General features: G+C 76.4%; 19 protein-coding genes. 8 read left to right on the top strand and 11 right to left on the bottom strand.

Annotated elements, in window-relative coordinates:
• Positions 1-12 precede the first annotated feature (12 nt).
• Both AC3WT4_RS15645 and AC3WT4_RS15640 read right to left on the bottom strand, forming a co-directional pair.
• Positions 13-168, bottom strand: a complete 156-nt coding sequence (locus AC3WT4_RS15645) for a hypothetical protein (RefSeq protein ID WP_167405678.1) — start codon at positions 166-168, stop codon at positions 13-15.
• 166 nt (positions 169-334) lie between these two features.
• Entirely contained in the window at positions 335-2389 is a 2055-nt protein-coding gene (locus tag AC3WT4_RS15640) for an ATP-dependent helicase (RefSeq protein WP_492315869.1), read from the bottom strand.
• A 126-nt stretch (positions 2390-2515) separates the two neighbouring features.
• Between AC3WT4_RS15640 and AC3WT4_RS15635 the strand changes: the two genes are divergently transcribed.
• On the top strand, positions 2516-2782 hold the full coding sequence (locus tag AC3WT4_RS15635) for a mycoredoxin (protein ID WP_074809076.1): 267 nt from the start codon (positions 2516-2518) through the stop codon (positions 2780-2782).
• 136 nt (positions 2783-2918) lie between these two features.
• On the opposite strand, the gene nudC is transcribed toward AC3WT4_RS15635, so the two are convergent.
• Positions 2919-4058 (bottom strand): NAD(+) diphosphatase, encoded by a 1140-nt coding sequence (gene nudC / locus AC3WT4_RS15630; protein WP_492315868.1) that lies wholly within the window; start codon positions 4056-4058, stop codon positions 2919-2921.
• Between the two features lie 125 nt (positions 4059-4183).
• On the opposite strand from nudC, the gene AC3WT4_RS15625 reads away from it, so the two are divergent.
• Positions 4184-5104: a phosphotransferase gene (locus AC3WT4_RS15625; RefSeq protein ID WP_108047431.1), complete on the top strand. Its 921-nt coding sequence runs from the start codon at positions 4184-4186 to the stop codon at positions 5102-5104.
• 12 nt (positions 5105-5116) lie between these two features.
• Here the strand turns inward: AC3WT4_RS15625 and AC3WT4_RS15620 are convergent, their stop codons facing one another.
• Genes AC3WT4_RS15620 through AC3WT4_RS15610 form a run of 3 tightly spaced genes read right to left on the bottom strand, consistent with a single transcriptional unit; the run spans position 5117 to position 13083 of the window.
• Positions 5117-8689 carry an ATP-dependent helicase gene (locus tag AC3WT4_RS15620; protein WP_492315867.1) on the bottom strand — a complete coding sequence of 1191 codons (3573 nt, stop codon included), beginning with the start codon at positions 8687-8689 and terminating at the stop codon, positions 5117-5119.
• The gene (locus tag AC3WT4_RS15615; RefSeq protein ID WP_492315866.1) at positions 8686-12054 is read right to left on the bottom strand and encodes an ATP-dependent helicase; all 3369 of its coding nucleotides are present in this window, start codon (positions 12052-12054) and stop codon (positions 8686-8688) included. The genes AC3WT4_RS15620 and AC3WT4_RS15615 overlap by 4 nt, the downstream gene beginning before the upstream one ends.
• Positions 12055-12111: 57 nt before the next feature.
• The gene (locus AC3WT4_RS15610) at positions 12112-13083 is read right to left on the bottom strand and encodes a DUF3152 domain-containing protein (protein ID WP_492315865.1); all 972 of its coding nucleotides are present in this window, start codon (positions 13081-13083) and stop codon (positions 12112-12114) included.
• A 66-nt stretch (positions 13084-13149) separates the two neighbouring features.
• Between AC3WT4_RS15610 and AC3WT4_RS15605 the strand changes: the two genes are divergently transcribed.
• Positions 13150-13887 carry a TetR/AcrR family transcriptional regulator gene (locus AC3WT4_RS15605; RefSeq protein WP_492315864.1) on the top strand — a complete coding sequence of 246 codons (738 nt, stop codon included), beginning with the start codon at positions 13150-13152 and terminating at the stop codon, positions 13885-13887.
• A gap of 94 nt (positions 13888-13981) precedes the next feature.
• Positions 13982-14206, top strand: a complete 225-nt coding sequence (locus tag AC3WT4_RS15600) for a DUF3107 domain-containing protein (protein WP_034654117.1) — start codon at positions 13982-13984, stop codon at positions 14204-14206.
• 87 nt (positions 14207-14293) lie between these two features.
• On the opposite strand, the gene AC3WT4_RS15595 is transcribed toward AC3WT4_RS15600, so the two are convergent.
• Positions 14294-15007: a ferritin-like fold-containing protein gene (locus AC3WT4_RS15595; RefSeq protein ID WP_051028611.1), complete on the bottom strand. Its 714-nt coding sequence runs from the start codon at positions 15005-15007 to the stop codon at positions 14294-14296.
• Positions 15008-15249: 242 nt separating this feature from the next.
• Between AC3WT4_RS15595 and AC3WT4_RS15590 the strand changes: the two genes are divergently transcribed.
• The gene (locus AC3WT4_RS15590) at positions 15250-16938 is read left to right on the top strand and encodes a DEAD/DEAH box helicase (protein ID WP_492315863.1); all 1689 of its coding nucleotides are present in this window, start codon (positions 15250-15252) and stop codon (positions 16936-16938) included.
• 97 nt (positions 16939-17035) lie between these two features.
• On the opposite strand, the gene AC3WT4_RS15585 is transcribed toward AC3WT4_RS15590, so the two are convergent.
• Entirely contained in the window at positions 17036-18226 is a 1191-nt protein-coding gene (locus AC3WT4_RS15585) for a CynX/NimT family MFS transporter (RefSeq protein WP_257419074.1), read from the bottom strand.
• On the bottom strand, positions 18223-18942 hold the full coding sequence (locus AC3WT4_RS15580; RefSeq protein ID WP_257419075.1) for a FadR/GntR family transcriptional regulator: 720 nt from the start codon (positions 18940-18942) through the stop codon (positions 18223-18225). Before AC3WT4_RS15580 ends, AC3WT4_RS15585 begins: the two co-directional genes overlap by 4 nt.
• 138 nt (positions 18943-19080) lie before the next feature.
• Between AC3WT4_RS15580 and AC3WT4_RS15575 the strand changes: the two genes are divergently transcribed.
• Positions 19081-20910, top strand: coding sequence for a chitinase (locus tag AC3WT4_RS15575; RefSeq protein WP_492315862.1), 1830 nt, complete (start codon positions 19081-19083; stop codon positions 20908-20910).
• Between the two features lie 88 nt (positions 20911-20998).
• Here the strand turns inward: AC3WT4_RS15575 and AC3WT4_RS15570 are convergent, their stop codons facing one another.
• Positions 20999-21631 (bottom strand): MarC family protein, encoded by a 633-nt coding sequence (locus AC3WT4_RS15570; protein ID WP_492315861.1) that lies wholly within the window; start codon positions 21629-21631, stop codon positions 20999-21001.
• Between the two features lie 7 nt (positions 21632-21638).
• Positions 21639-22478 (bottom strand): PHP domain-containing protein, encoded by an 840-nt coding sequence (locus AC3WT4_RS15565; RefSeq protein ID WP_108051308.1) that lies wholly within the window; start codon positions 22476-22478, stop codon positions 21639-21641.
• A 117-nt stretch (positions 22479-22595) separates the two neighbouring features.
• Here AC3WT4_RS15565 and AC3WT4_RS15560 point away from each other — a divergent pair, with 117 nt between their 5' ends.
• Together AC3WT4_RS15560 and AC3WT4_RS15555 are read left to right on the top strand one after the other, a co-directional pair.
• The gene (locus AC3WT4_RS15560) at positions 22596-23492 is read left to right on the top strand and encodes an alpha/beta fold hydrolase (RefSeq protein WP_492315860.1); all 897 of its coding nucleotides are present in this window, start codon (positions 22596-22598) and stop codon (positions 23490-23492) included.
• Positions 23489-25135 carry an aminopeptidase P family protein gene (locus AC3WT4_RS15555; RefSeq protein ID WP_492315859.1) on the top strand — a complete coding sequence of 549 codons (1647 nt, stop codon included), beginning with the start codon at positions 23489-23491 and terminating at the stop codon, positions 25133-25135. Before AC3WT4_RS15560 ends, AC3WT4_RS15555 begins: the two co-directional genes overlap by 4 nt.
• Positions 25136-25198 lie beyond the last annotated feature (63 nt).

The following is a 25198-nucleotide window of genomic DNA, read 5'->3' as shown; positions in this document are numbered from 1 at the left end:
GGTTCCGGTCGGTCAGACCGGGTTCGTCCTGGTGGCGGAGTCGGGAGCGGGGCGGGCGATGAAGGTGCCGCCGCGGTGCGCGATGGCACGCGGACGGAGCTCTCCTGGCGTGCCCGTGTACGCGGACGCGTGATCCAGCAGGTTCGCCATGGCGATCTGGTTGTTCATCAGCTCTCCCACCCCCTCTCTCCATCAGGCGCCCGCCTCTCGGCGCGCCCCTTCCCAACAGGACTCGTCGACCATATGCCGCCTCTCACAGGAGGCACAACTTATTTACGAGAAATTCTTCGACGAGTTCACCCGGCCCTCGTCGGGGGGCACGGACGGGGGCTCCTCAGCCCTCCGCGCGGCGCACGATCTCGAGGATCGTGGCCCCGTACCGCTCGATCTTCGCGGGCCCCAGACCGTTGATGCGTGCGAGGTCGGCCTGGCTCGTCGGCCGCGTCTCGGCGACGGCCGCGAGCGCCGAGTCCACGAGCACGGTGAACGCCGGCTTGTCCGTCTCCTGCGCGACCTGGCGACGCCACTCGCGCAGCTCCTCGAACAGCGCCTGGTCGTACTCCCCCGTGAGCCGGACCTTGGCCTGCCCCGCGCGCGCACGCCGCGTCCCGCGCGCGCCCGGCTCGTCGGGCCAGAGCCCGTCGAGGAACCGCGTGCGCCGGCGCGTCGCCCGGCCGCCGGGGTTGCGCGAGCGAGCGAACGAGAGCTCGAGGTGCTCGCGCGCCCGCGTGATGCCGACGTAGAGCAGCCGGCGCTCCTCCGCGACCGCCTCGTCCGTCTCCGCGAGGGAGATCGGCATGAGCCCCTCGCTCATCCCCGCGAGGAAGACGGCGTCCCACTCCAGGCCCTTGGCCGCGTGCAGCGACGCCAGGGTCACACCCTCGACCGTCGGGGCGTGCTGGGCTGCGGCGCGCTCGTCGAGCTCGGCGACGAAGGTCGCGACGGTCGGGGCCGGGGCGTCGGACGCCGCGGCGAGCCCGGCGACGTCGTCGGCCAGCGCGACGAGAGCCTGCGTGGACTCCCAGCGCTCCCGTGCCGCGCCGCGCGCGGCCGGCGGCGCGGGGGCCCAGCCCGCGGCGGCCAGGACGTCGCGCACCGTCTCCGGCATGGGGACGTCCGGGTCGGCGGAGCGGGCCGCCCCGCGCAGGAGGACGATCGCGTCGCGCACCTCCTTGCGCTGGAAGAAGCGCTCCCCGCCCCGCACGAGGTAGCCGATGCCCGCGTCCGCGAGCGCCGACTCGAACGCCTCCGACTGCGCGTTGGTCCGGTAGAGCACCGCGATCTCGCTCGCGCGCGTGCCCGCCGCGAGGAGCCGCCCGATGCGCTGCGCGATCCCGCTCGCCTCCGCCTCGTCGTCGTCGTACGCGGTGAAGGCGACGGGCGGCCCCGCCGGCCGCTGGGCGACGAGCTCGAGCGCCTGGTGCGCGCCGCCCGCACGACCCGCGCGCGCGAGGAGCTGGTTCGCGAGGTTCACCACCTGCGGCGTCGAGCGGTAGTCGCGCACGAGGCGGATCACCTGCGCCTTCGGGTGGGTGCGCGAGAAGGTGAGGAGGTGGTGCGGCGTCGCGCCGGTGAACGAGTAGATCGTCTGCGACGGGTCGCCGACGACGCACAGCTCGTCGCGCCCCCCGAGCCACTGGTCGAGGACGAACTGCTGCAGGGGCGAGACGTCCTGGTACTCGTCGACGACGAAGTGGCGGTACTGGCGCCGCACCTCGTCGGCCACGGCGCCCTGCGTCGCGAGCATGTCGCCGAGCATGAGGAGCACGTCCTCGAAGTCGATGACCGACCGCTCGGTCTTCACGTCCTCGTAGGCCGTGAGGAGGCGCGCGACGGTCTGGTGGTCGTACCCGGCGGGGGGCTCGCGGTCGATCGCCTCGCACGCCCGGACGTAGTCGTCGGCGGTGACGAGCGAGACCTTCGCCCACTCGATCTCCGACGACAGGTCCCGCACCGCGACGCGGTCCACCCCGACGCCCAGCCGCCGCGCCGACTCCGCGACGACGGGCGCCTTGTGCTCGAGGATGCGCGGCGGCGCCCCGCCGACGACCTTGGGCCAGAAGTAGCCGAGCTGGCGCAGCGCGGCCCCGTGGAACGTACGCGCCTGGACTCCCGTCGCACCGAGCTCGCGCAGGCGCGTGCGCATCTCCCCCGCCGCGCGCGCCGTGAAGGTCACGGCGAGCACGCTCGTCGGCACGTACACGCCCGTGCGGACCCCGTACGCGATGCGGTGCGTGATCGCGCGCGTCTTGCCCGTGCCCGCACCGGCGAGCACGCACACGGGCCCGCGCAGCGCGACCGCGACGTCGCGCTGGTCGGGGTCGAGGGCGTCGAGGATCTCGTCGGCGGAGCGGTGGGCGAGCGGGCGTGAGACCGGTGGCGTGGACATCACCCGCGATTCTCGCAGGCCCGGCTGACACGCGGGCCGGGAACAGCGCGCGCTCCCCCGGTGTTACCGTCACGACCCGACCGCCCGCGGCACGCGCCGCCCGGAACCGCAGCAGGAGAGCCCTCGATGAGCACCGCCCCGACCCTTCCCGACGCCGGCTCGGTCGTCATGTACTCGACGACGTGGTGCGGGTACTGCCGCCGCCTCAAGACGCAGCTCGACTCCGAGGGCATCGGCTACACCGAGGTCAACATCGAGGAGACGCCCGGCACCGCGGAGTTCGTGGAGTCCGTCAACGACGGCAACCGCACCGTGCCGACCGTCGTCTTCCCGGACGGCTCCGCCGCGACGAACCCGTCCCTCGCGGAGGTCAAGAAGCGCCTCGCCGCCTGACGCGGCCGCAGGGGGGCCCGGCACGGACGGCCCGACGACGGCGCGTCGCGCCGCCCCCCGCAGCCCTGAGCCGCGCTCAGCCGCGCTCAGCCGCCTTCAGCCGCCTTCAGCCGCGCTCAGCCGCGCTCAGCCGCGCTCAGCCGTCGGCGAGGCTCGCGCCGAACCAGTCCTCGAGGAGCGCCCGCGCGATCGACGACCGGCCCGGCAGCAGCACCTCGCGCGACCGGACGGCCTCGGCGAGCTCCGCCCGCGTGAACCAGCGCGCGTCGGTGAGCTCGACGCCGTCCACGTGCAGCTCCGTCGTCAGGGCGCGGGCCGAGAAGCCGAGCATGAGCGACGCGGGGAACGGCCACGGCTGGCTCCCCCGGTAGGCCACGTCGCCGACGACGACGCCCGCCTCCTCCGCCACCTCCCGCCGCACCGCGTTCTCGAGCGACTCCCCGGGCTCGACGTAGCCCGCGAGGGTCGAGAACCGCCGCTCCGGCCAGTGGGCCGCGTGCCCGAGCAGCAGTCGCTCGTCGGACCCCTCGCCGTGCACGACGGTCATGATCACGGCCGGGTCCGTGCGCGGGTACAGCTCGACGCCCTGGGCCACGCAGCGGCGCGTCCACCCGCCCTTCTCGACGGTCGTCCGGCCGCCGCAGCGCGGGCAGCGCGGGTGGTTCGCGTGCCACGCCGCGAGCGCCACCGCCTCCGTCGCCAGACCGGCGACCGAGGCGGGGACCGCGCCGACGAGGTCGCGCAGCCCGGACCACGCGTGGTCGCGCGCGAGGACCGCGAACGGCTCCGACGCGTCGACGCCCTCGATGTCGACCTCCTCGGCGTCCGCGTCCTCGGGGAGCACGAGCGCGAGGTACGCCGTGCCGTCGTCCTCGCCGAGGAAGAGCCAGCGCGCGGGGTCCTCGTCGGTCGCCGGGTCCACGTCGCCGAGCTCGGCCGGGTCCAGGAGGGCGACGCCGTCGGCCACGCCGGGGCCGCCGAGCGCGAGCCGGCCGCGGTGGACGAGCAGGACGCGCGTCGTCGGCTGCGACCGCAGCGTGCGCACGAGGTCCCGCTCCGCGCGCCGGTGCTCCGCGCGGTCGACGAACGCGCCGTCGAGCGGCAGCGGGAGGTGGTCCAGCGGCGTGCGCGGCAGCACGCCCAGGCCGGGGGCCACACCCGCCGGCGTGCCGGTCGGGGTGCCGGTCCGGGCGCCGACCGGTGCGCTGCCGGGTCGGTCCGGGGTCACGGCAGGGTCGCTCGTGCCCGACGACGGCCGGGCGGCAGGGGTGCTCACCCCCCGACCGTAGGCCACCGGGGACCGGGCCACCCGCCTTGCGGGGGGCGCCGCCTCGCGAGGGTGCGGCGCCGGGGACGGCGTGGGTCGACCGGGCGCGTGCGGGGACCGACTACCGTGGTCGCGTGCCTCGTTCTCCGTTGACCCTCGCCGCGCTCGCGACCGCCGCCGTGCCCGGCCTGGACGCCCGCAGCGCACGGCCCGTCGAGGACCCGGGCGACTACGACACCGCCGTCGTCACCGACGCCGACGGCACCCGCTGGACCGTGCGCGCACCCCGCAGCCTCCAGGCCGGCGCCGCGCTCGAGGCCGAGGCGGAGCTGCTGGGCTCGCTGCAGCACTACGCCGAGTCGGGGGTGCTGTCGTTCGCCGTGCCGCGCGTGAGCGGCACCGCGCTCCTCCCGGAGGGCGGGCGCGCCGTCGTGCACCCGGCGCTCGAGGGCGAGCCGCTCGACGTCGACGGCCTGCGGCCCGGACCGGGCCTCGCGGCCGACCTGGGCCGCGTGCTCGCGTCGGTCCACGAGCTGCCGCGCACGATCGTCGACGACGCCGGCCTGCCGGGCTACGAGGTCGAGGAGTACCGCGCGCGCCGCATGGCGGAGCTCGACGAGGCCGCGGCCACGGGCAAGGTGCCGCCGACGCTCCTGCGCCGCTGGGAGACCGCGCTCGAGGACGTCTCGCTGTGGCGGTTCCAGCCGGTCGTCGTGCACGGCGACCTCGGCCCGGAGCAGGTGCTCGTCGCCCGCGGGCGCGTCGTCGCCGTGACCGACTGGGCGGGCGCGCGCGTCGCGGACCCCGCGGACGACCTCGCGTGGCTGCTGGTCTCGGCGCCGCCCGAGGTCGTCGACTCGATCATGGAGGCGTACCAGCTGCGCCGCACCGAGCTCACGGACAAGCACCTGCTGGACCGCGCGCTCCTCGTCGGCGAGCTCGCGCTCGCGCGCTGGCTGCTGCACGGCGTGCGCAACGGCCTCGACGACGTGGTCGCCGACGCGCTCGACATGCTCGCCGACCTCGACGAGGCGACGCAGGACGCCGACGACTGACGTCCCGCCGGCTCAGTCGGCGACCAGCAGCGCCTCGATCTCGGCCTCGCCCAGCAGGCGGCGCGGACGCACGGTCTCGTCGGGCGCGACGTAGTAGAACGCGGCGTTCACCTTCTCGAGCGGCACCCCCGTCCAGCGCGACCACGCGAGCCGGTAGACGGCGAGCTGCACCTCGCGCACGCTGCGCGCCTCCGGGTCCGACGGCGCGCGCCCCGTCTTCCAGTCGACGACCACGACGGCGTCGCGCGCCCCGCCCGCGTGCTCGGGGAGCTCGGGGAACACGGCGTCGATGCGCGACCGCAGGACCGTCGACCCGACGGGCGTCTCGACGTCGACCTCGACCGCGACGGGCGTGCGCGTCGCCCACTCCGAGGCCAGGAACGTCCGCTGGAGCGTCTCGAGGTCGGCGTCGGGGTCGAGGTCGTCGTCGTCCGCCCCGGGGAGGTCCTCGACGTCGAGCAAGGACGACGTCGTGAAGTAGCGCTCGGCCCACAGGTGGAACCGGGTGCCCCGGCGCGCGTGGACCGTGGGCTCCACCGGGACCGGGCGGCGCAGGTGCAGCGCGTACTCGTCGCGGTCCGCCGCGAGCCGCACGAGGCTCGACGCCGAGACGTGCGCCGGCAGCTCGACCTCCCGGCCCGAGCGCTCCGCGCGCTCCGCGAGCAGCACGCGCGCGAGCGCGACGAGGTCACGCCCCTCGGCGTCGACCAGGACGCCCGAGGGCGCCGTGAGCCCGGCGGGGCCGCCCGTGTCGTCGGCGATCCCCCGACCTCGCGCGGCGTCGGGCACCTCTGCCCCGACCGACGCGGCGCGTTCCGCCGCGGCCCGCTCGACCGCCGCACGCTCGACCGCCGCGCGTCCGACGGCCGCCGCGGTGTCCCGCAGGACGGACCGCGCCGACCCGCCGGGAGCGTCGTCGGGTGCGGGCCACGTCCCGGTCACCTCGACGTCCTCGAGCGGGTTGGAGTCGTCGGGACCGGGCGGGGCCGACCACCCGTCGGCCGTCACGACCCCCGCCTCCACGAGCTCGACGAGGAACGGCGACAGCGCGCGCGGGCGCGACCCCGTCTGCCACCAGGACGCCGTGAGGTACAGCTCGCGGCGCGCCCGCGTGAAGGCCACGTAGGCGAGCCGACGCTCCTCGGCGAGCTGGTGCTCGCCGCTCGCCGCGCGGAACTCGTCGCGCCGCGCCACGAGCTCCTTCGTGTCCGCCGCGAGGTCGAAGCGGAACTCGGGCAGGTCGGCGGCGTCACCGCGCAGCGGGTACGGGAGCTGGCTCACGTCGGTGAGCCAGCCGCTGTCCGCGCGCACGCCCGACGACGACTGGGCCGTCGTGGGGAACACGCCGTCCACGAGACCGGGCACGACGACGACGTCCCACTCGAGGCCCTTCGCGGCGTGCGCGGTGATGACCTGCACCGCGTCCGGGTCAGGTTCCCGCACGGGCAGGTCGAGGCCGTTCTCCCGCGTCGAGGCGACCCCGAGCCACGCGAGGAACGCCCCGAGCGTCACGACGTCCGCCGTCTGCGTGAACGTCGCCGCGACGTCGCGGAACGCGTCGAGGTGCTCGCGGGCCCGGTCGCTCACGGCCTCCGGGTCGACGAGCCGCCGCGACGCGAGCAGCGCCTCGTTCGTCACGGCCTCGACGTCGAGGCCGAGGGCCCGCTCCGCCTCGACGACGAGCTCCGGGAGCGACAGGTACGTGAGACCGCGCAGCGCGCGCAGGGTCCGCGAGAGCGCCGAGAGCCGTGCGTGACCCTGGGCGGAGAGCGTGCGCCCGTCCGCGGCGGGCTCGCCCGGGTCCGGCAGGTCGTCGAGCGCGTCGACGATCGAGCGGTGGTCGGCGACGTCCCCCTCGACCACCACGAGCCCGGAGTCGGCGTCCTCCGCGGCGGGCGCGCGGCGGCGCGAGCCGAGCGCGCCCTCGAGCCGGGCGAGGTCGGCCGCACGGCTCCCGAGGGCGTGCAGGTCGGCGGCGCCGAGGTTGAGCCGCGGGCCGGTGAGGAGACGCACGAGCGCGTCGCCGCGCGAGGGGTCGTGCACGGCCTCGAGCAGAGCGACGACGTCGACGACCTCGGGCGTCGTGAGCAGCCCGCCGAGGCCGACGACCTCCACGGGCAGCCCGCGCCGCCGCAGCGCGACCTCGACCGCCGCGAACTGGCTACGCTTGCGGCACAGCACGGCCGCGGTGACGCGTCCCCCGGGCGCGCTCGCCGGGCGCCAGCGCGCGGCGACGCGCTCGGCGACGGCCGCGGCCTCCTCCTCGGCGGTCGCCGCCACGTGCGCAGCCACCGCGCCCGGGCCCGCGTCAGGGCGCAGCGCGAGCGGCGGCACCTCGACCCGGTCGCCCCGCCCACCCGCGACGGCACCGCGCAGCGGGCCGGCGGTGACGTTCGCCGCCGCGAGGACGGCGGCGTCGTTGCGCCACGACGTCGAGAGGAAGCGCACGGCCGAGCGGTCGCCCCCCGCGCGCGGGAAGCGGTCGGGGAACCGCGCGAGGCCGCCCGCGCTCGCGCCGCGCCACCCGTAGATCGACTGGTGCGGGTCGCCCACGGCCGTCACGGGGTGCCCGCCGCCGAACAGCCCCGCGAGGAGCTCGACCTGCGCGTGCGACGTGTCCTGATACTCGTCGAGGAGCACGACGCGGAACCGGGCCCGCTCGGTCTCCCCCACGACCGGCACCTCGCGCGCGAGCCGCGCCGCGAGCGCCACCTGGTCGCCGAAGTCGAGGGAGTCGGTCGCGCGCTTGCGGCGGCGGTACTCCGCGACGACGTCGAGCAGCCGGACCCGTTCCGCGACGTCGCCGACGAGCTTCTCGACCTCCTTCGTCCGGGCCTTCTGCCGCGGCCCGAGCGGGAGCGCGTCGAGCTGCTCGACGATCTCGGCCAGGCGGTCCCGCGCCTCGGCGGGGTCGAGGAGGTGCTCGCCGAGCGCACCGGAGAGCCCGAGCACCGCCGCGACGACCGTGCTCAGGGCGCGGTCGGTGCCCAGGTCGTCGTCCCAGGACTCCACGACCTCCGACGCGAGCTGCCACTGCTGCGCCTCGCCGAGCAGGCGGGCCCCCGGCTCGACGCCGACGCGCAGCCCGTGGTCGCCGACGAGCGACGCGGCGTACGCGTTGTACGTCGCGACGGTCGGCCGGTCGAGCAGCGAGAGCGCCGAGGCCGCGCCGCCCCGGGCGCGCGCGAGCTGGGCGAGCCGCACCTGGACGCGCTCCGCGAGCTCACCCGCGGCCTTGCGCGTGAACGTGAGGCCCAGCACCGCGTCCGGGGGGACGAGCTCGTTCGCGATGAGCCAGACGACGCGCGCCGCCATCGTCTCCGTCTTGCCCGAGCCGGCCCCGGCGACGACGAGCGTCGGCTCGAGCGGCGCCTCGATCACCTCGACCTGCTCCGGGGTCGGGCGGGGACGTCCGAGGAGGTCGGCGATCCGGGTCGCGGAGAGCGTCGGCCGTGGCGGCTCCGCCGCCCGGTGCTCGTCGCCCCGCGCGTCCCCGCTCTCGACCGGGAGCCCGTCGGCCGCGACCAGACGCACCGTCGGCGCGCTCGCGCCCGCCTCCGGGAGCTCGAACAGCTCGCTGCTCACGCCACCACCCTCCTGCCCTCGGGCTGCACCGGGCACGCCCGGCGCACAGGGCACATCTCGCACAGCCCGTTCTGGCGGGCGGTGAACGTCGCCGCCGACATGGTGCCGGCGGCCTCCTCGACGAGGTCGCGCGCCCAGCTCGACCCGTCGGGCTCCGGCTCGAGCGCGGGCTGCGCCACGACGGCCGGGCCCACGTGGGTGCTCCCGACGTACACGAGCTGCGCGCCCGCGCTGCGCGTGCCCTCCGGCACGTCGAGCGCGCCCGCCTCGACCGCGAGCTGGTAGGCCCCGAGCTGGGGGTGCTCCGTGCCCTCCGCCTTCGTCGCGGTGCGCCGACCGGTCTTGAGGTCGACGACGCGGACCTTGCCGTCCCCCGCCGCCTCGACGCGGTCGATCGTGCCGCGCAGCCGGGCGCGGCCGACGGTGACGTCGAACGACGGCTCGACGAGGAGCGGCTCGCCCGCCTGCGCGACGTAGGCCGCGAGCTTCTCGACCATGCGCTCGGCGCGGCGACGGAGCTGGCGCGCGGGCCAGCCGTCGGGCAGCGCGAGCTCCGCCCACCGGCGGTCGAGCTCCGCGCGCAGCTCGGCGAGCGACCCGGACGGGTGGCTCTCGGCGATGGAGTGGACGAGCGTGCCGAGGCTCTGGTGCGTCGCGTCGGGCGCCGTCCCGCCGGCCGCCTCGAGCGACCAGCGCAGCGGGCACGTCGAGACCGTCTCGACCTTCGACGGCGACACGGTGACCGTCTCCTCCGCGCCGCGCAGCGGTGCCGTGCTCGACACCCCCGCGACGCCGTACCACGTCTCCGGGCGGGCCTCCGCGACGCCGAGCGCCCCGAGGTCCGCCAGGAGCGTCGCCGCCGCGACCGCGCGCTCGTCCGGCCCGGGGTCCCCGGCCCCGCCTGCCTCGCGCGCCGCCGTCTCGACGAGGACGCCACGGGCCGCGGCGACCAGCCCGCGCAGGTCGAGCGGGGCACCGACGCGCACGTGCCGCCGCTCGGCGGGCTCGACCGGCCCGTCCTGCGGACCACCCCGCCCGCCGGGGCCGCCGGGACCGTCGGCGCCGTCCGGACCGTCCGTGCCCCCGGGACCCTCGGGTGCCGGCGGCGGCACGACGAGGTCGCAGAACACCGACGGCGCCTCCTCGGCGTCCTGCACGGCCGTCACGACGAGGCGACGCGTCGCGCGCGACGTCGCGACGACGAACGCCCGCAGCTCGTCCGCGAGCACCTGGGCGCGCGCCTGCGAGCCGACCCCGTGCGCGTCCTGCGCGCGGCCCGCGAGGAGCTCGACGAGCGCCTGCGAGCCGAGCAGCGAGTCGCGCAGGCGGAGGTCGGGCCACACGCCGTCCTGGACGCCCGCCACCACGACGACGTCCCACTCGCGCCCGGCAGCACCGGCGGGGGTGAGCGCCGCCACGGCGTCGGCCCCGCTCGCGCTCGCCGCGAGCGAGTCGGCGGGCAGGTCCTGCGAGGCGAGGTACTCGACGAACGCCCCGGCGGGCGCGCCCGGCATGCGGTCGACGAACGTCTCCGCGGCGCGGAACAGCGCGAGCACCGCGTCGAGGTCACGGTCCGCGCGCGCTCCGGCGGGACCGCCGTCGAGCGCCGCCGACCGCCACCGCTCCGCGAGACCGGTCGCGGCCCACACCGCCCACAGCACCGTCTGCGCGGTCGCGCCGGGCTCGGCGGCCGCCGCGCGTCCCGCGGCGAGAGCGCGCGCGACCGCGACCGGCCCGCGGCGCACCGTGGGCGGCAGCGTCGCGGCGCGCGCCGGGTCGAGGAGCAGCTCGACGAGCAGCGCGTCGGACGAGCGCCCGCCCCCGCCCTCGAGCTCCTCGGCCCGCAGCGCCCGGCGCAGGCGACGCAGCGCGACGACGTCGAGCGCCCCGACGGGCGACGTGAGCAGCGCCGCCGCCGTGAACGGGTCGAGGGCCTCGGGGTCCTCCGCGTCGGCGACGCACACCCGGACGGCCGCGAGGAGCGGCGCGACCGCCGGCTCGTCGCGCAGCGGGACGTCGGAGCCGAGCAGCGTCACGGGGACCGAGGCGGCGACGAGCTCGCGGCGCAGCGCCGCGAGCCGCGTCCCCGTGCGCGCGACGACGGCCATCCGGTGCCAGGGGGTGCCGTGCAGCAGGTGCTCCGCGCGCAGCTCCCGGGCGACGAACGCTGCCTCCTGCGCGACGGCCGAGAGCACCGCCACCTGCACGGGCGGGGCACCGGGACCGTCGTCGGCCTCCTCACCCGCCTGCTCGCCGACGTCCCGCGGTGCGGCACCACGGTGCACGGCCCCGGCGACGGTGCCGACCTGCGCGGTCACGCGCCGCGTCACCTCGCGCAGCGCAGCGCTCTGGCGCCACGCCGTGCCCAGGACGGCGACGCGCGCGCCCAGCTCGCCCCGGCGCGCGCCGTCCCGCCGGGCCGGGGCGGACGCGCGGCCCACGAGCCCCGGGCTCGCGCCGCGGAACGTCTGCACCGCCGCGTCGGGGTCCCCGAGCAGCACGAGGCGCGCGCCGTCGTCGTGCAGCACGTGCAGGAGGCGCGCGGTGGCGACCGTCGCCTCCTGGTAGTCGTCGACGACGACGAGGTCCCAGCGCGGCCGGGCGGCGTCGGGCACCTCGTCGTCCCACGCGAGCAGCGCCTCCGCCGCCTCGTCGACCACGATCGCCGGGTCGAACCGCGACCCGGAGTCGGGTGTCCCGGCGCGCAGCGCGGTGACGTCGAGGTACTCCGCGTAGAGCTGGGCACCGAGCGACCACTCCGGGCGCTCGTAGCGCTCGCCGAGCGCGGCGAGGTCGGCCGGGGTCAGGCCGCGCTCCGCCGCGCGCATGAGGAGGTCGCGGAGCTCCTGGCGCAGCCCGCGGAGGCCGAGCGCCTCCTCCGGCAGGCCCGCGGGCAGCGCGAGCGGGGTGCCGAGGTGCGCGAGCCCCCCGTCGAGGTGGCCCTCCAGGAGCTCGGCGAGCACGAGGTCCTGCTCCGGCCCGGAGATCAGCGTCGGGACGGGCTCGCCGAGCGCGGCCGCGCGCTCCCGCAGGACGGCGAAGGCCGCGGACGCGGCGGTGCGCACGAGGGGCGCGCCGACGGTGCGGCGCGCGCGGTCCGACAGGCGGTCGCGGAGCGCGGCCGCGGCACGGCGCGACGCGGCGAGGAGGAGCACGCGCTCGGGCGCGACGCCGTCGCGCAGGGCCGCGAGCACGACCTCCTGCGCGACGAGGGTCTTGCCCGTGCCCGGCGCGCCCACCACGAGGGTCGCCCCGGGCCCGGCCGCGGCGGTGATCGCCGCGCGCTGGGAGTCGTCGAGCACCGCGTCGGCCTCGAGCTCGCGAGGCCGCGCGACGAGGCGGGGGGCGGTCGTCGTCCGGGGCACGGACCCGATCCCATCACGCGCCACCCACACCGCCGGGCGGGCGCGCGACGCGCGGGACTACGGGACGGGCCAGCCGTTGGTCAGGCAGCCCTGGGCCGAGATGGACTGCTGGACCATCACCGGGGCCACGGCGCCCGGCGCGGGGCAGTCCTCGTGGCCGTGGCCGAGCACGTGCCCGACCTCGTGGTTGACGAGGTACTGCCGGTACGTGGCGAGGTCGTCGCCGAAGTCCGGCGCCCCGAGGACCCAGCGCTCGAAGTTCAGCACGGCAGCACCCGTGACCGAGTTCCCGCACGAGTAGCGGCCCTCGGTCGCGAGCGGGGCGCACAGGCGGTCGGTCGTGGCGGGGCTCGCGAGCACGACCCGGATGGACGCGTCGTCGGCGGCCGTCCGGGAGAACGTCACGCCGTCGGGGACCGACCAGCCGCGCGGGTCGTTGAGCGTGGCGAGCACCGCGGCGGCGAACACCTCGCCGTCGACGGGGAGCCCGGCCTCGACCTCCACCCGGACGGAGCGGACCGTGCCGCTCCCGGGCGCCGGGCTCTCCCCCGGCACGACGACGAGCGAGCCGCCGAGGTCCGGCGCGACGACGACCGTCCCGACCAGGCCGGAGCCGGGCTCCGCGACCGGAGCCTCGGGCGCCTCGACCGGTGCCGGTTCCACGACGGGCTCCGGCGGCGTCGTCGGGGCGGGCGCGGGCTCGGGCGCGGTGATCGCGTCCGGGCGCGGCGCGATCGGGCCGAGGAGGCCCGGGCCCTGCGCGACGGCGCCCGCGCGCTCCACGGACGACCGGCTCACCGCCGCCGTCTCGTCGCGCTCGGGGACCGGTGGATCCACCCGTGCGTCGGCGGCGGGAGCGGCCTCGGTGCTCGCCGCCCCGCCCAGGTCCCAGACCTCCGCCGTCGCCGCACCGCCGCCCAGGCCGACGACGAGGCACGCGGCCACCGCGGCGCCGTGCCGCAGACCCGTCGTGCGACGCCCCGCACGGGCGCTCGAGAGGCGGTTCGGGGGGGTATGTCTGTCGGGCACCCGCCCATCGTCCCACTCCTCGTGACGCACGGTCGACACGAAGCGCGGTTTCCGTATCCTCCCCCCATGGGAGCCACCGAGGGACGCACGCGCGGCGCGGCCGCGGCTCCCCCCGGGGTGCGCACCCGGATGCCGCGCGACGAGCGTCGCGCCCAGCTCCTCACGATCGCCGAGGAGCTCTTCGCCTCCCACGGCTACCACCACATCTCGATGGACGACATCGCCGACCGCGCCGGGGTCGGCAAGCCCGTGCTGTACCGGCACTTCCCGTCGAAGCTCGACCTCTACCTCGCGATCGTCGACGACCAGGGCGACCGCCTCGTGGGCGCCGTGCACGCGACCCTGGACCCCTTCCGCGAACCGGCGCCCGGGACGCCCGCGGGCGACCCCGACGCCCTGGCGGTCGACGGCCTCGCCGTGATCGAGGGCATCGTGCGGGCCTACGTCGCGTACGCGCGCGCGGCGGGCCGCTCGGCCGCGCTGCTCTTCGAGTCCGACGTCATGCGGGACCCGGTCGTCCGGGCGCGCGTGCTCGCGCCCGACACGACGATCGCCGGCGCGTTCGCCGACGTCCTCGTGCGCATCACGGACCTCGACGCCGACGAGGCGCTCGTCGTCGCCCGCACGTGCACCGCCGTCGGGCGGGCCGCCGCGACGGAGGTCGTGCGGCCGGACGGCGGCGCGACGGCCGACGACGTCACCCGGCTCGTGCCGCGCCTCGTGTGGCGCGGGGTGCGCGGCATGCTGCGGCGGCCGCCGTCGGGCTCCCTCAGCGCGCCCGACGGGTCGGCGACGGGAATCTGACTACTATCGATCGCGTTGTCGCCGGTGGGACGCCCACCGGCGGCCCGAGGCCCGTCGTCGCTGCGCCTGGCGCAGCCGCTGTGAGGAGAGCTGAGTGGAAGTCACGATCGGTGTGCAGAACCTGGCCCGTGAGATCGTCGTCGACACGGACCTGACCGCCGAGGCCGTGGCCACCGCGGTCGCCGACGCGCTCGGCGGCGCCCCCGCCCTCGAGCTCACCGACTCGCGCGGTCGCCGCGTGATCGTCCCGACGGCGTCGCTCGGCTACGTCGAGATCGGCACCGAGGAGCAGCGCCGGGTCGGTTTCGGCTCCCTCTGAGCCTGAAGGTCTGAACGTCGGGACCCGAGCCTCGGGACCCGACCGTCACGTGCCGCCGTCGCGCCCCCGGGCGCGGCGGCGGCTTCGTCATGCCGCGAGGCCCAGGCGGTCCATCCGCCGGGAGTGCTCCGCCGTGAGGCGCGCGAACACCCAGGACTGCGTCGCGGGCGCGGGCCCGCTGCCGCCGCCCGCGGCGACCGGCTCGGCCCCCGCCGCCACGAGCCGGGCGAGCGCGGGACGCCGCGACAGCACGTCGCCGACGACGCCGAGCGCCTCGCCGACGAGACGCCGCCCCCACAGCGCGAGACGCGACGCGAGCACCGGGTCCTCGGCGGCGACCTCGGCGATGACCGGGGCGTAGCGCTGCGAGGGGGTGTCGTGCGTGAGCGCCTCCACGACGACGTCGCGCGAGCGCTCGTCGAGACCCTGGGCCGCGAGGAGGCAGAAGTCGTCCGCGACGCCCTGGCCCACGTAGCCCTTGAGGATGCCCTCCCACCACGTGCTGGGCTTGGTGCGCGCGTCGAAGTCGTCGAACAGGCCGTCGAACGGGGTCATGCAGTCCGCCGGGTCACCGCCCAGCTCCTCGACGCGCACGAGCACGCGCTCCTGCCGGTCGAGCATCGCGGCCGCGAGGCGGGACAGGGCCTGGCGCTGGCGCAGCGTGGGGGCGTGCGCGGCGTCGCCCGCGAGGCGCCCGAAGCTCGCGAGCTCGGTGTACGCGACGAGGCCGAGCAGCTCCACCGCGTCGGTGTGGTCCGCCGGGGGCAGGGTCGTGGGGCTCGCGTGCTCGGCGTCGCTCATCGGGCCAGGATAGTTCTCCGATATCATGGCCGACGTACATCGGTTGCCCGGTCGTCCAGACCTCACGCTCGTCACGCGTACGACGACGGCACGGCACGGTCCGCAGCGCGGGCCTGGCCACGACATCCCACGATCGGCTGCCGGCCACGAGGTGCGCACGACCGCGACCGGGAACCTCCCCGGCTCCGGGCCCCGACGGGCCCGCCGACGGTCGCGCGTGCCCGAACGAGACAGAGGCACCAGTGACCACCACAGACGCCACCACCACCGACGCGACGCCGGACGTGAGCGCGGACGCGACGTCCGTCGCCGCCAGCGTCCACGCGGACAACACGACCTTCGCGGACTTCGGCGTCCGCCAGGAGATCGTCGACGCGCTCTCCGACGCGGGCATCGTCCAGCCCTTCCCCATCCAGGCGATGACGCTCCCGGTCGCCATGTCCGGCCACGACATCATCGGCCAGGCCAAGACCGGTACCGGCAAGACCCTCGGCTTCGGCGTGCCGCTGCTGCACCGCGTCGTCGCCCCGGGCGAGCCCGGCTTCGACGAGCTGCCCTCCCCCGGCAAGCCGCAGGCGCTCGTCGTCGTCCCGACGCGCGAGCTCGCCGTCCAGGTCGCGAACGACCTCACCACGGCCTCGAAGCGCCGCTCGGTGCGCATCGTCCAGCTCTACGGCGGTCGCGCCTACGAGCCGCAGGTCGAGGCGCTGACGCGCGGCGTCGAGGTCGTCGTCGGCACGCCCGGCCGCATGATCGACCTGATGAACCAGGGCCACCTCAACCTCACGCGCGCCGCGACCGTGGTCCTCGACGAGGCGGACGAGATGCTCGACCTCGGGTTCCTCCCGGACGTCGAGAAGATCCTGGCGCGCACGCCCGCGCAGCGCCACACGATGCTCTTCTCGGCGACCATGCCGGGCGCCGTCGTCTCGATGGCGCGCCGCTACATGAAGCAGCCGACGCACATCCGCGCGAACGACCCCGACGACGGCGGCCAGACGGTCAAGAACATCGAGCAGGTCGTCTACCGCGCGCACGCGCTGGACAAGGTCGAGATGCTCGCGCGCATCCTCCAGGCCGAGGGCCGCGGGCGCACCATCGTGTTCGCCCGGACCAAGCGGACCGCCGCGAAGGTCGCGGACGAGCTCGTCGACCGCGGGTTCGCCGCCGGCTCGATCCACGGCGACCTCGGGCAGGGCGCGCGCGAGCAGGCGCTGCGCGCGTTCCGCAACGGCAAGATCGACGTGCTCGTCGCGACCGACGTCGCGGCGCGAGGCATCGACGTCGAGGACGTCACGCACGTCGTGAACTACCAGTGCCCCGAGGACGAGAAGACGTACCTGCACCGCACCGGCCGCACCGGCCGCGCGGGCAACAAGGGCACCGCCGTGACGTTCGTCGACTGGGACGACATCCCCCGCTGGTCGCTCATCGACAAGGCCCTCGACCTCGGCATCCCCGAGCCGGTCGAGACGTACTCGAGCTCGCCGCACCTGTACACCGACCTGCACATCCCCGAGGGCACGAAGGGCCGCCTCCCCCAGGAGCGGCGCACGCTCGCCGGGCTCGAGGCGGAGGAGATCGAGGACCTCGGCGAGACCGGCAAGCGTCACACGCCCGCGGGCGGGTCGCGCGGGCGCCAGGGCGGCCGGTCCGACGGCGGCCGCGGCCGCTCCGAGGGCGAGCGGGGCCGGTCCGAGGGCGACCGGGGCCGGTCCGGCGTCCAGGGCCGCTCCGGCGGGCGTCGCGGCGAGACCGAGCGCACGGGCGCGCGTGCCGAGGGCGAGCGCACCGAGGCGACCGAGGGCGCTCCGGCGGCCGAGGGCGGCGAGCGCCGTCGTCGGTCCCGCAGCCGCCGCCGCACGCGCGGCGGCCGCCCCGTCGAGCAGCAGGGCGGCGCCGCCGAGGCGACCGCCCAGCCCGCGGAGTAGTCGCTCCCGGCAGCTCCCGGGCCCGACGACGAACCCCGGGTCGCGCCCCACGGTCACCAGGCCGTGGGGACGCGGCCCGGGGTTCGTCGCGTCGGGATCAGTGCACGTGCGCGTCGCGCCCGGCGAACCACACCGCGACGCCCTGGACGGCCGCCGCGGCGACGAGGAGCAGGAGCGGGAGCGTCCACGCGCCGGTGACGTCGTGCGCGAGCCCGAGGCCGAGCGGGCCGGTCGCGGCGAGCAGGTAGCCGGCGCTCTGCGCCATGCCGGAGAGCTCGGACGTGTGCGCGGCGTCGCGCGCCCGCAGCGCCATGAGGGTGAGCGCGAGGCTGATCCCGCCACCCTGCCCGAGGCCGACGAGCACGACCCAGAGCGCCGCGCCGCCGGGGGCGGCGGCGAGCCCGAGCAGCCCCGAGCCCACGAGGACCACGAGCACGAGGCCGATGCCGCGCTGGCGCGGCATGCGCCCGGCGAGGACCGGGGTGACGAACGAGCCGACGATCCCCGCGAGGTTGCACAGCGCCAGGAGCCAGCCGCCCACCTCCGGCGTCCGGCCGAGCGCGACCATGATCTCGGGCAGCCAGGCGTTGACCGCGTAGAACGACAGCGACTGCATGCCCATGACGACGGTGACCGCCCAGGCGAGCGGGCTGCGCCACACCGCCGACCGCGCGGCGGCCGGCCCCGCCCCCGGCCCGAACGCCACCGTGCCGGCGGGGTCGGGCCGCAGCGCGCGCGGCACCCACACGAGCGCCCCGAGCACGGCGAGGACTCCCCAGGTCGCGAGCGCGCCGCGCCAGTCGAGACCGGCCGCCGACGCGACCGGCAGGGTCAGGCCCGCCGCGAGCGCCGCCCCGCCGGAGAGCGCCATCGAGTAGAGGCCGGTCATGAGGCCGATGCGGTCGGCGAAGTCGCGCTTGATGAGCGCGGGCAGCAGCACGTTCCCGAGCCCGATCGCGCACCCGGCGACCACCGTCCCGGCGAACAGCCCCGCGGTCGACGGCACGAGGCGCAGCGCGAAGCCGACGCACAGCAGGACGAGGCTCACGAAGAGCGCGCGCTCGAGCCCCCAGCGCCGCGCGAGCACGGGCGCGAGCGGCGCGAGGAGCCCGAAGCACAGGACGGGGAGCGTCGTGAGCACGCCCGCCGCCGTCGCGCTGAGGCCCAGGTCCGTGCGGATCTCGCCGAGCACGGGCGAGATCGCGACGACGGCGGGGCGGAGGTTGAGCGCCGCGAGGACGATCGCGACGACGGCGGCCAGCCCCAGCGGCCTGCGCAGCCCGCTCACGCCTCGACCTCGCCGGCGTCGGCGCGACCGGGACGGTCCGCGGCGGCCTCGACGAGCTGCGCCCGCACGGCGTCGATCGTCGCGACGACGGCGGCCTCGGCCGCGTCGGCGTCGGCCGCCCGGATCGCCGCGACGACCTCCTCGTGACCGGGGACGTCGCGGTGGTGCCGACGCTGCCCGCCGGACGGGAGCGTGCGGACGAGCGCGTGGTCGAGGCCGTCGTAGAGGTCGGCGAGCAGGGGGTTGCCCCCGGCGCGCACGACCTCGCCGTGGAAGGCGACGTCGGCGGCCTGGAAGGCGTGCTCGTCCCCGTCGCGTGCCGCGACCTGGGCGGCGAGCGCCGCGTCGAGGCGGCGGAGGGCGCCGGCGTCGGCCCGCCCGGCGGCGGCGCGCGCTGCACCGCGCTCGAGGATCTCGCGCACCTCGAGCACGTGGAGCGCGTCCGTGGTCCGGGCCCGCCGGGTCAGGGCGGCGTCGAGCCCGTCGGCCGCGCGCACGTAGGTGCCGTCGCCGCGGCGCGGCTCGAGGATCCCGGCGTGCTCGAGCGCGCGCACGGCCTCGCGCACCGTGTTGCGCCCGACGCCGAGCTCGGCGACGAGCTCGGGCTCGGGCGGGATGCGGGTGCCGACGGGCCACTCCCCGCGCTCGACGCGTTCCATGAGCCGTTCGACGACGAGCTCCGACACCTTGCGGGGAGGCATGATCGGCTGGTTCACCGAATGAACCTAACATCCCCTGTTTGGCCCGGCGGCGCAGCGGGCGTACGGGGTCCCGCGTACGGGGGTTGACCAGCGCGCGGCACCGCGAGGACCTTGCGACAGGACCGCTCCTTCGACGACGAAAGCGAGACCACCATGGACCCCACCGCGTCACGACCCCGACGACGGCTGCGCAGCCTCCTCGCCCTGGTCGCCTCCGCCACGCTCGTCGGGACGCTCCTCACCGGCACCACGACCGCCGCGGCCGCGGACACCGAGCTCGCCGTCAACGGCGGTTTCGAGTCCGGGCTGTCCGGGTGGACCTGCTCCGGCTCCACGGGGCAGCCGGCCACGAGCCCGGTCCGCACCGGCAGCGGGGCGCTCCGGGCCACGCCCGCCGGGACGGACAACGCGCGCTGCTCGCAGACCGTCGCCGTCCGGCCCTCGTCGACCTACACGCTCAGCGCGTGGGTCCAGGGCTCCTACGCGTACCTCGGGGCGAGCGGCGCGACGGCGCAGGACGTCACCACCTGGACGCCCTCGGCCCCGACCTGGCAACGGATCAGCGTGACCTTCACGACGACCGCGACGGCGACGTCCGCGACGGTCTTCGTGCACGGCTGGTACGGCCAGCCCGCCTACCTCGTGGACGACGTCAGCCTCGTGGGTCCGGGCGGCGGCACGGCGCAGCCGCCCGCGACCCCCACCGGTCTGACCGCCGGGACGCCCACCGCCACCAGCGTGCCCCTCACCTGGGGTGCCGTGGCCGGCGCCACGGGTTACGCCGTCTACCGCGACGGCACCCGCGTCGCCACGACCACGGCCCCGTCCACCACCGTCTCCGGGCTCACCGCCGCCACCGCCTACTCCTTCCAGGTCACCGCGACCAACGCCGCGGGCGAGTCACCCCGCTCCGCCGCCGTCGCCGTCACCACGGCGACCGGCGGCACCGGTGGCGGGCCCGGCGCCGGGCTGCCTGCGCACGCGCTCGTCGGCTACCTGCACACGTCGTTCGCCAACGGGTCGGGCTACGTCCGCATGGCGGACGTCCCGGACTCGTGGGACGTCATCAACCTCGCGTTCGGCGAGCCGACGAGCGTCACGTCCGGCGACATCCGGTTCAGCCTCTGCCCGCGGACCGAGTGCCCGAACGTGGAGTCGGTCGCGGAGTTCAAGGCCGCCGTCGCCGCCAAGCGCGCGGCCGGGAAGAAGGTGCTCCTCTCGATCGGCGGGCAGAACGGCCAGGTCCAGCTCACGACGACCGCCGCGCGCGACGCGTTCGTCGCCTCCGTGAGCTCGATCATCGACACCTACGGGCTGGACGGGGTCGACATCGACTTCGAGGGGCACTCGCTGTACCTGAACGCGGGAGACACGGACTTCCGCTCCCCGACCACCCCCGTGATCGTCAACCTCATCTCCGCGCTCAAGACGCTCACGGCACGCTACGGCGACGACTTCGTGCTGACGATGGCGCCGGAGACCTTCTTCGTCCAGAACGGCTACCAGTTCTACGGCTCCGGCCCGTGGGGCGGCCAGGACCCGCGCTGCGGCGCCTACCTGCCGGTGATCCACGCGCTGCGCGACGACCTGACGCTGCTCCACGTCCAGCACTACAACTCGGGGCCGATCATGGGGCTCGACGACCAGTACCACTCGATGGGCGGGGCGGACTTCCACGTCGCGCTGACGGACATGCTGCTCACCGGCTTCCCGGTCGCGCGCGACACGACGAAGATGTTCCCCCCGCTCCGCCCCGACCAGGTCGCGATCGGCCTGCCGGCCAGCACGCAGGCGGGCAACGGCCACACCCCGCCCGCGCAGGTCACCCAGGCCCTGGACTGCCTCACGAAGGGCACGGGCTGCGGGTCGTACCGGACCCACGGGCGCTGGCCGGGGCTGCGCGGCCTCATGACGTGGTCGATCAACTGGGACCGCTTCAACGGCGGAGAGTTCTCCCGGACCTTCGACGCGTACTGGCCCTGACCCGACCACGGGCGCGCGACCGCGAACGGCGAACGGCGTCCGGGGCCACCGCCCCGGACGCCGGTCGTCCGCGACGACGGGACGCGGGTCAGGCGGTCTGGACGAACTCGATGACGGCGTCGGCGACGAGCTGGACGGCGATGGCCGCGAGGAGCAGACCGGCGATCCGCGTCACGAGGATCGTGCCCGAGTCGCCGAGGACGCGGTTGATGACGTTCGCGAAGCGCATCGAGAGCCACAGGCACACGTGCACCGCGACGACGCCCGCCGCGATGGCGACCCACTCGGCGATGCCCCCGCCGCGTTCCCCCGCGCGCTGCACGAAGACCATCGTCGCGACGATCGCGCCCGGGCCGGCGAGCAGCGGCGTCCCGAGCGGCACGAGCGCGACGTTGACGCCCTTGTTGCCCGACGGTTGCGGCTCCTCCATCTTCCCGGTGAGCAGCTCCATCGCCACGAGGAGCAGCAGCAGGCCGCCCGCCGTCTGGAGCGCGGGCAGCGAGATGTGCATGTAATTGAGGATCTGCTGGCCGAACACCGCGAACGCGACGATCACGCCGAACGCCACGAGGATCGCGGTGCGCGCCGCCTGGTTGCGCTGCTTGGCGCCCATCGCGCTCGTCAGGCCCAGGAACACCGGCACCGTGCCGGGCGGGTCCATGATGACGAACAGGGTGACGAAGACCTCCGTGAAGAGCCGGACGTCGAAGAACTCGCTCATCGTCCGATCATCGGATCACGTCCAACTGTCCCAGCTCCTCGATCTGCTCCAGCACGGTCGGTGCTGTCGTGTTCTCCCCGAGCCGGTTCGGTTTGCCGGCCCCGTGGTAGTCGCTCGACCCGGTGACGAACAGGCCCAGGGTCCGGGCCAGGTCCTCGAGCCGTGCACGCTGACGCTCGTCGTGGTCGCGGTGGAACACCTCGAGCCCGGCGAGCCCCGCCTCGGCCATCTCCTCGATCACGGCGTCGGCCACGACGCGGCCACGACCGTCCGCGCCCGGGTGGGCGAAGACGGGCACGCCGCCCGCGGCGCGGATCCCGCGCACGGCCACGACGGCGTCGGGCGCGTAGTGGGGCACGTAGTACGGGGTGTCCGTGGCGAGGATGGTCGCGAACGCGGCGGAGCGGTCGGGCGCGAGCCCGGCCGCGACGAGCGCGTCGGCGATGTGCGGTCGCCCGATCGTCGTCCCCGCGACGGTCTGGGCGAGCACATCCTCCCATGTGATCGGGTAGTCCTCGGCGATGAGGTCGACCATCCGCCGGGCCCGGCTCGTGCGCGCGTCGCGCGTGCGGTCGAGCTCGGCCAGGAGGGCGGCGTGCGCCGGGTCGTGCAGGTAGGACAGCACGTGCACGCTGATGCCGCCGGAGCGGGCCGAGATCTCCGCGCCGCGCACGAGCGCGACCCCGTGCGCGAGCGCCGCGTCCGTCGCCTGCGCCCAGCCCGCCGTCGTGTCGTGGTCGGTGAGCGCGACGACGTCGAGACCGGCCGCGGCGGCGGCCTCGACGACCCCTCCCGGTGTGTCCGTGCCGTCGGACACGGTCGAGTGGGTGTGGAGGTCGATGCGCACGGGTCCAGGATAGTGACGACGCCCGGGCAGGACGGCACCGGACCCCCACACGATGTCCACACGAGGCCCGGCGCCTCACCACGGCCGTCCCAGGCTCGGGTGCCATGGTCAGGAGCGATGACCCTCACGACGCCCCCCACGGCAGCCCCCGCGACGACCTCCCCCACGACCCCCTCGACGCCGACGTCCCCCGACCCCGCGCAGGCTCCGCCCGCGGTGGTCTTCGTCCACGGCATGCGCACCTCGGGCGCGATCTGGGACCACCAGGTCGAGCACGTGCGCGCACTCGGCCACGACGCCGTCGCGGTCGACCTGCCCGCGCACGGCGCCCGCGCGCACGAGCGCTTCACGCTCGACCGCTCCTTCGAGGTGCTCGACGAGGCGGCCGCGTCGTTCGGCCCCGACCGCCGCGTCGCGCTCGTCGGCCTCTCGCTCGGCGGCTACACGTCGCTCGCCTGGGCGGCCCGCCGCCCCGCCAAACTCGCGGGCGTCGTCGCCGCGGCCTGCACGTCCGACCCCAAGGGCAAGCCGGTCGCGCTGTACCGCGACGTCGCGCGCCTCGTCGTCGCCGGGGGCGGCGCCGTCGGCCGCGGCGCGCGCTGGGCCGCGCGCACGACCGCGACCGCGTGGGGCACGATCGCCCGCGGCGGGCGCGGCCTGCCGGGCGGTGCCGCGTCGTCGTACACGCTGGCCGGGCCGGCCGACGCCGGGCCCCCGACGCCGGTCGCGCCCGGCTGGCACGTCGTCACCGACGCGCTCTCCCAGCTCGCGGGCCGCTCGTGGCTCGCCCACGTGCGCGACGTCGACGTCCCGGTGTGGCTCGTCAACGGCGCGCGCGACCACATGCGCCTCGACGAGCAGCGCTACCTCGCGGCGGCCGCGGACGCGGCGCTCGTCGTCGTGCCGCGCGCCGGCCACGACGTCAACAGCGAGGCCCCCGAGGCCTTCAACCGCGTGCTCGGCCGCGCGCTCGCGGACTTCGGCCGTGTGCGCGGTGCGAGACTGGGGGCATGACCGACGCCACCCCCGTCACGCCCGCGCCCCCGTCCGAGACGCCCGACCAGGCCACCGAGCACGCCGGTCCCGGCGAGGCCCAGGACCTGGCCGCGCGCGGGAGCAACCGCTCCCAGCGCCCGGACTCCGACGCGTTCAAGGCCTTCATCACGAGCGGCTGGGCGCCGCGCGCCGCGCTCGACGTCGAGCCGCTGCCGGCCGCCCCGTTCACCGTCGCGCGCCGCGCCGCGCTGTCGGCCCGGTTCCCGGGCGCGCGCCTCGTCGTGCCCGCCGGCCCGCTGAAGACGCGGTCGAACGACACGGACTACCGCTTCCGCCCGCACTCGGCGTTCGCGCACCTCACCGGCTACGGCACGGACCAGGAGCCCGACGCGGTGCTCGTGCTGCACCCCGTGGAGCCGGGCACCGGGGACGCCGGGTCCGACCACCACGCGGTGCTCTACGTCCGCCCGCTCGCGGCGCGCGACACCGAGGAGTTCTACGCGGACGCGCGGTACGGCGAGTTCTGGGTCGGCGCGCGTCCGTCGCTCGACGACGTCACGACCGCGACCGGCGTGGAGGCGCGGCACGTCGACGAGCTGCGCGACGCGCTCGCGAAGGACGTCGGCGCCGGCGGGGTGACGCTCCTCGTCGTCGCGGGCGCGGACGAGGCCGTGGAGGCGCTCGTCGAGGCGATCCGCGCGGAGGCGGGCGTCGACGAGGCCGCCGGGTCCGCCGAGGACCAGCAGCTCAGCGAGGCCGAGTGGCTCGCGCGCGCCGAGGCCGCGTACCGCCGCACGGACGCCGCGCTCGTCGAGGCGGTCTCCGAGCTGCGCCTGGTCAAGGACGCGCACGAGGTCGAGCAGATGCGCGAGGCCGTCGCGGCGACGATCGCGGGCTTCGAGGAGGTCGTGCGGAGCCTGCCGCGCGCCGTCGGGCACCGTCGCGGCGAGCGCGTCATCGAGACGACGTTCGACGCCCACGCGCGCCTCGAGGGCAACACGGTCGGCTACGAGACGATCGCCGCGGCCGGCGAGCACGCGACGACGCTGCACTGGATCCGCAACGACGGCGTCGTGCGGACCGGCGAGCTCGTGCTGCTCGACGCGGGCGTCGAGGTCGACTCGCTCTACACGGCCGACGTGACGCGCACGCTGCCCGTCGACGGCGAGTTCACCGACGTCCAGCGCCGCGTGTACCAGGCCGTGCTCGACGCCGCGGACGCCGCGTTCGCCGTCGCGGTGCCGGGCGCGCGCTTCCGCGACGTGCACGCCGCCGCGATGGAGGTCATCGCCGCGCGCCTCGAGGAGTGGGGCCTGCTCCCGGTGAGCGCCGCCGAGTCGCTCTCGCCCGAGGGGCAGCAGCACCGCCGCTGGATGGTGCACGGCACGAGCCACCACCTCGGCCTCGACGTGCACGACTGCGCGCAGGCGCGGCGCGAGCTCTACCTCGACGGGGTGCTCGAGCCGGGCATGGTCTTCACGATCGAGCCGGGCCTGTACTTCAAGGCGGACGACCTGGCCGTCCCGGCGGAGTACCGCGGCATCGGCGTCCGCATCGAGGACGACGCCCTCGTCACGGCCGACGGCAACGAGAACCTGTCGGCCGCGCTGCCCCGTCGCCCGGAGGACGTCGAGGCCTGGATGGCGCGGCTGCGCGGCTGAGTCGCGCCCGGCTCACCGGCGGAGGAACTGGGCTATGGTGGCCCGTTCATCCACCGGTGAGGG

The organism is Cellulosimicrobium sp. EB106-03-01-XG111, assembly GCF_058792115.1.
This window is presented reverse-complemented; position numbering and strand designations above follow the sequence as displayed.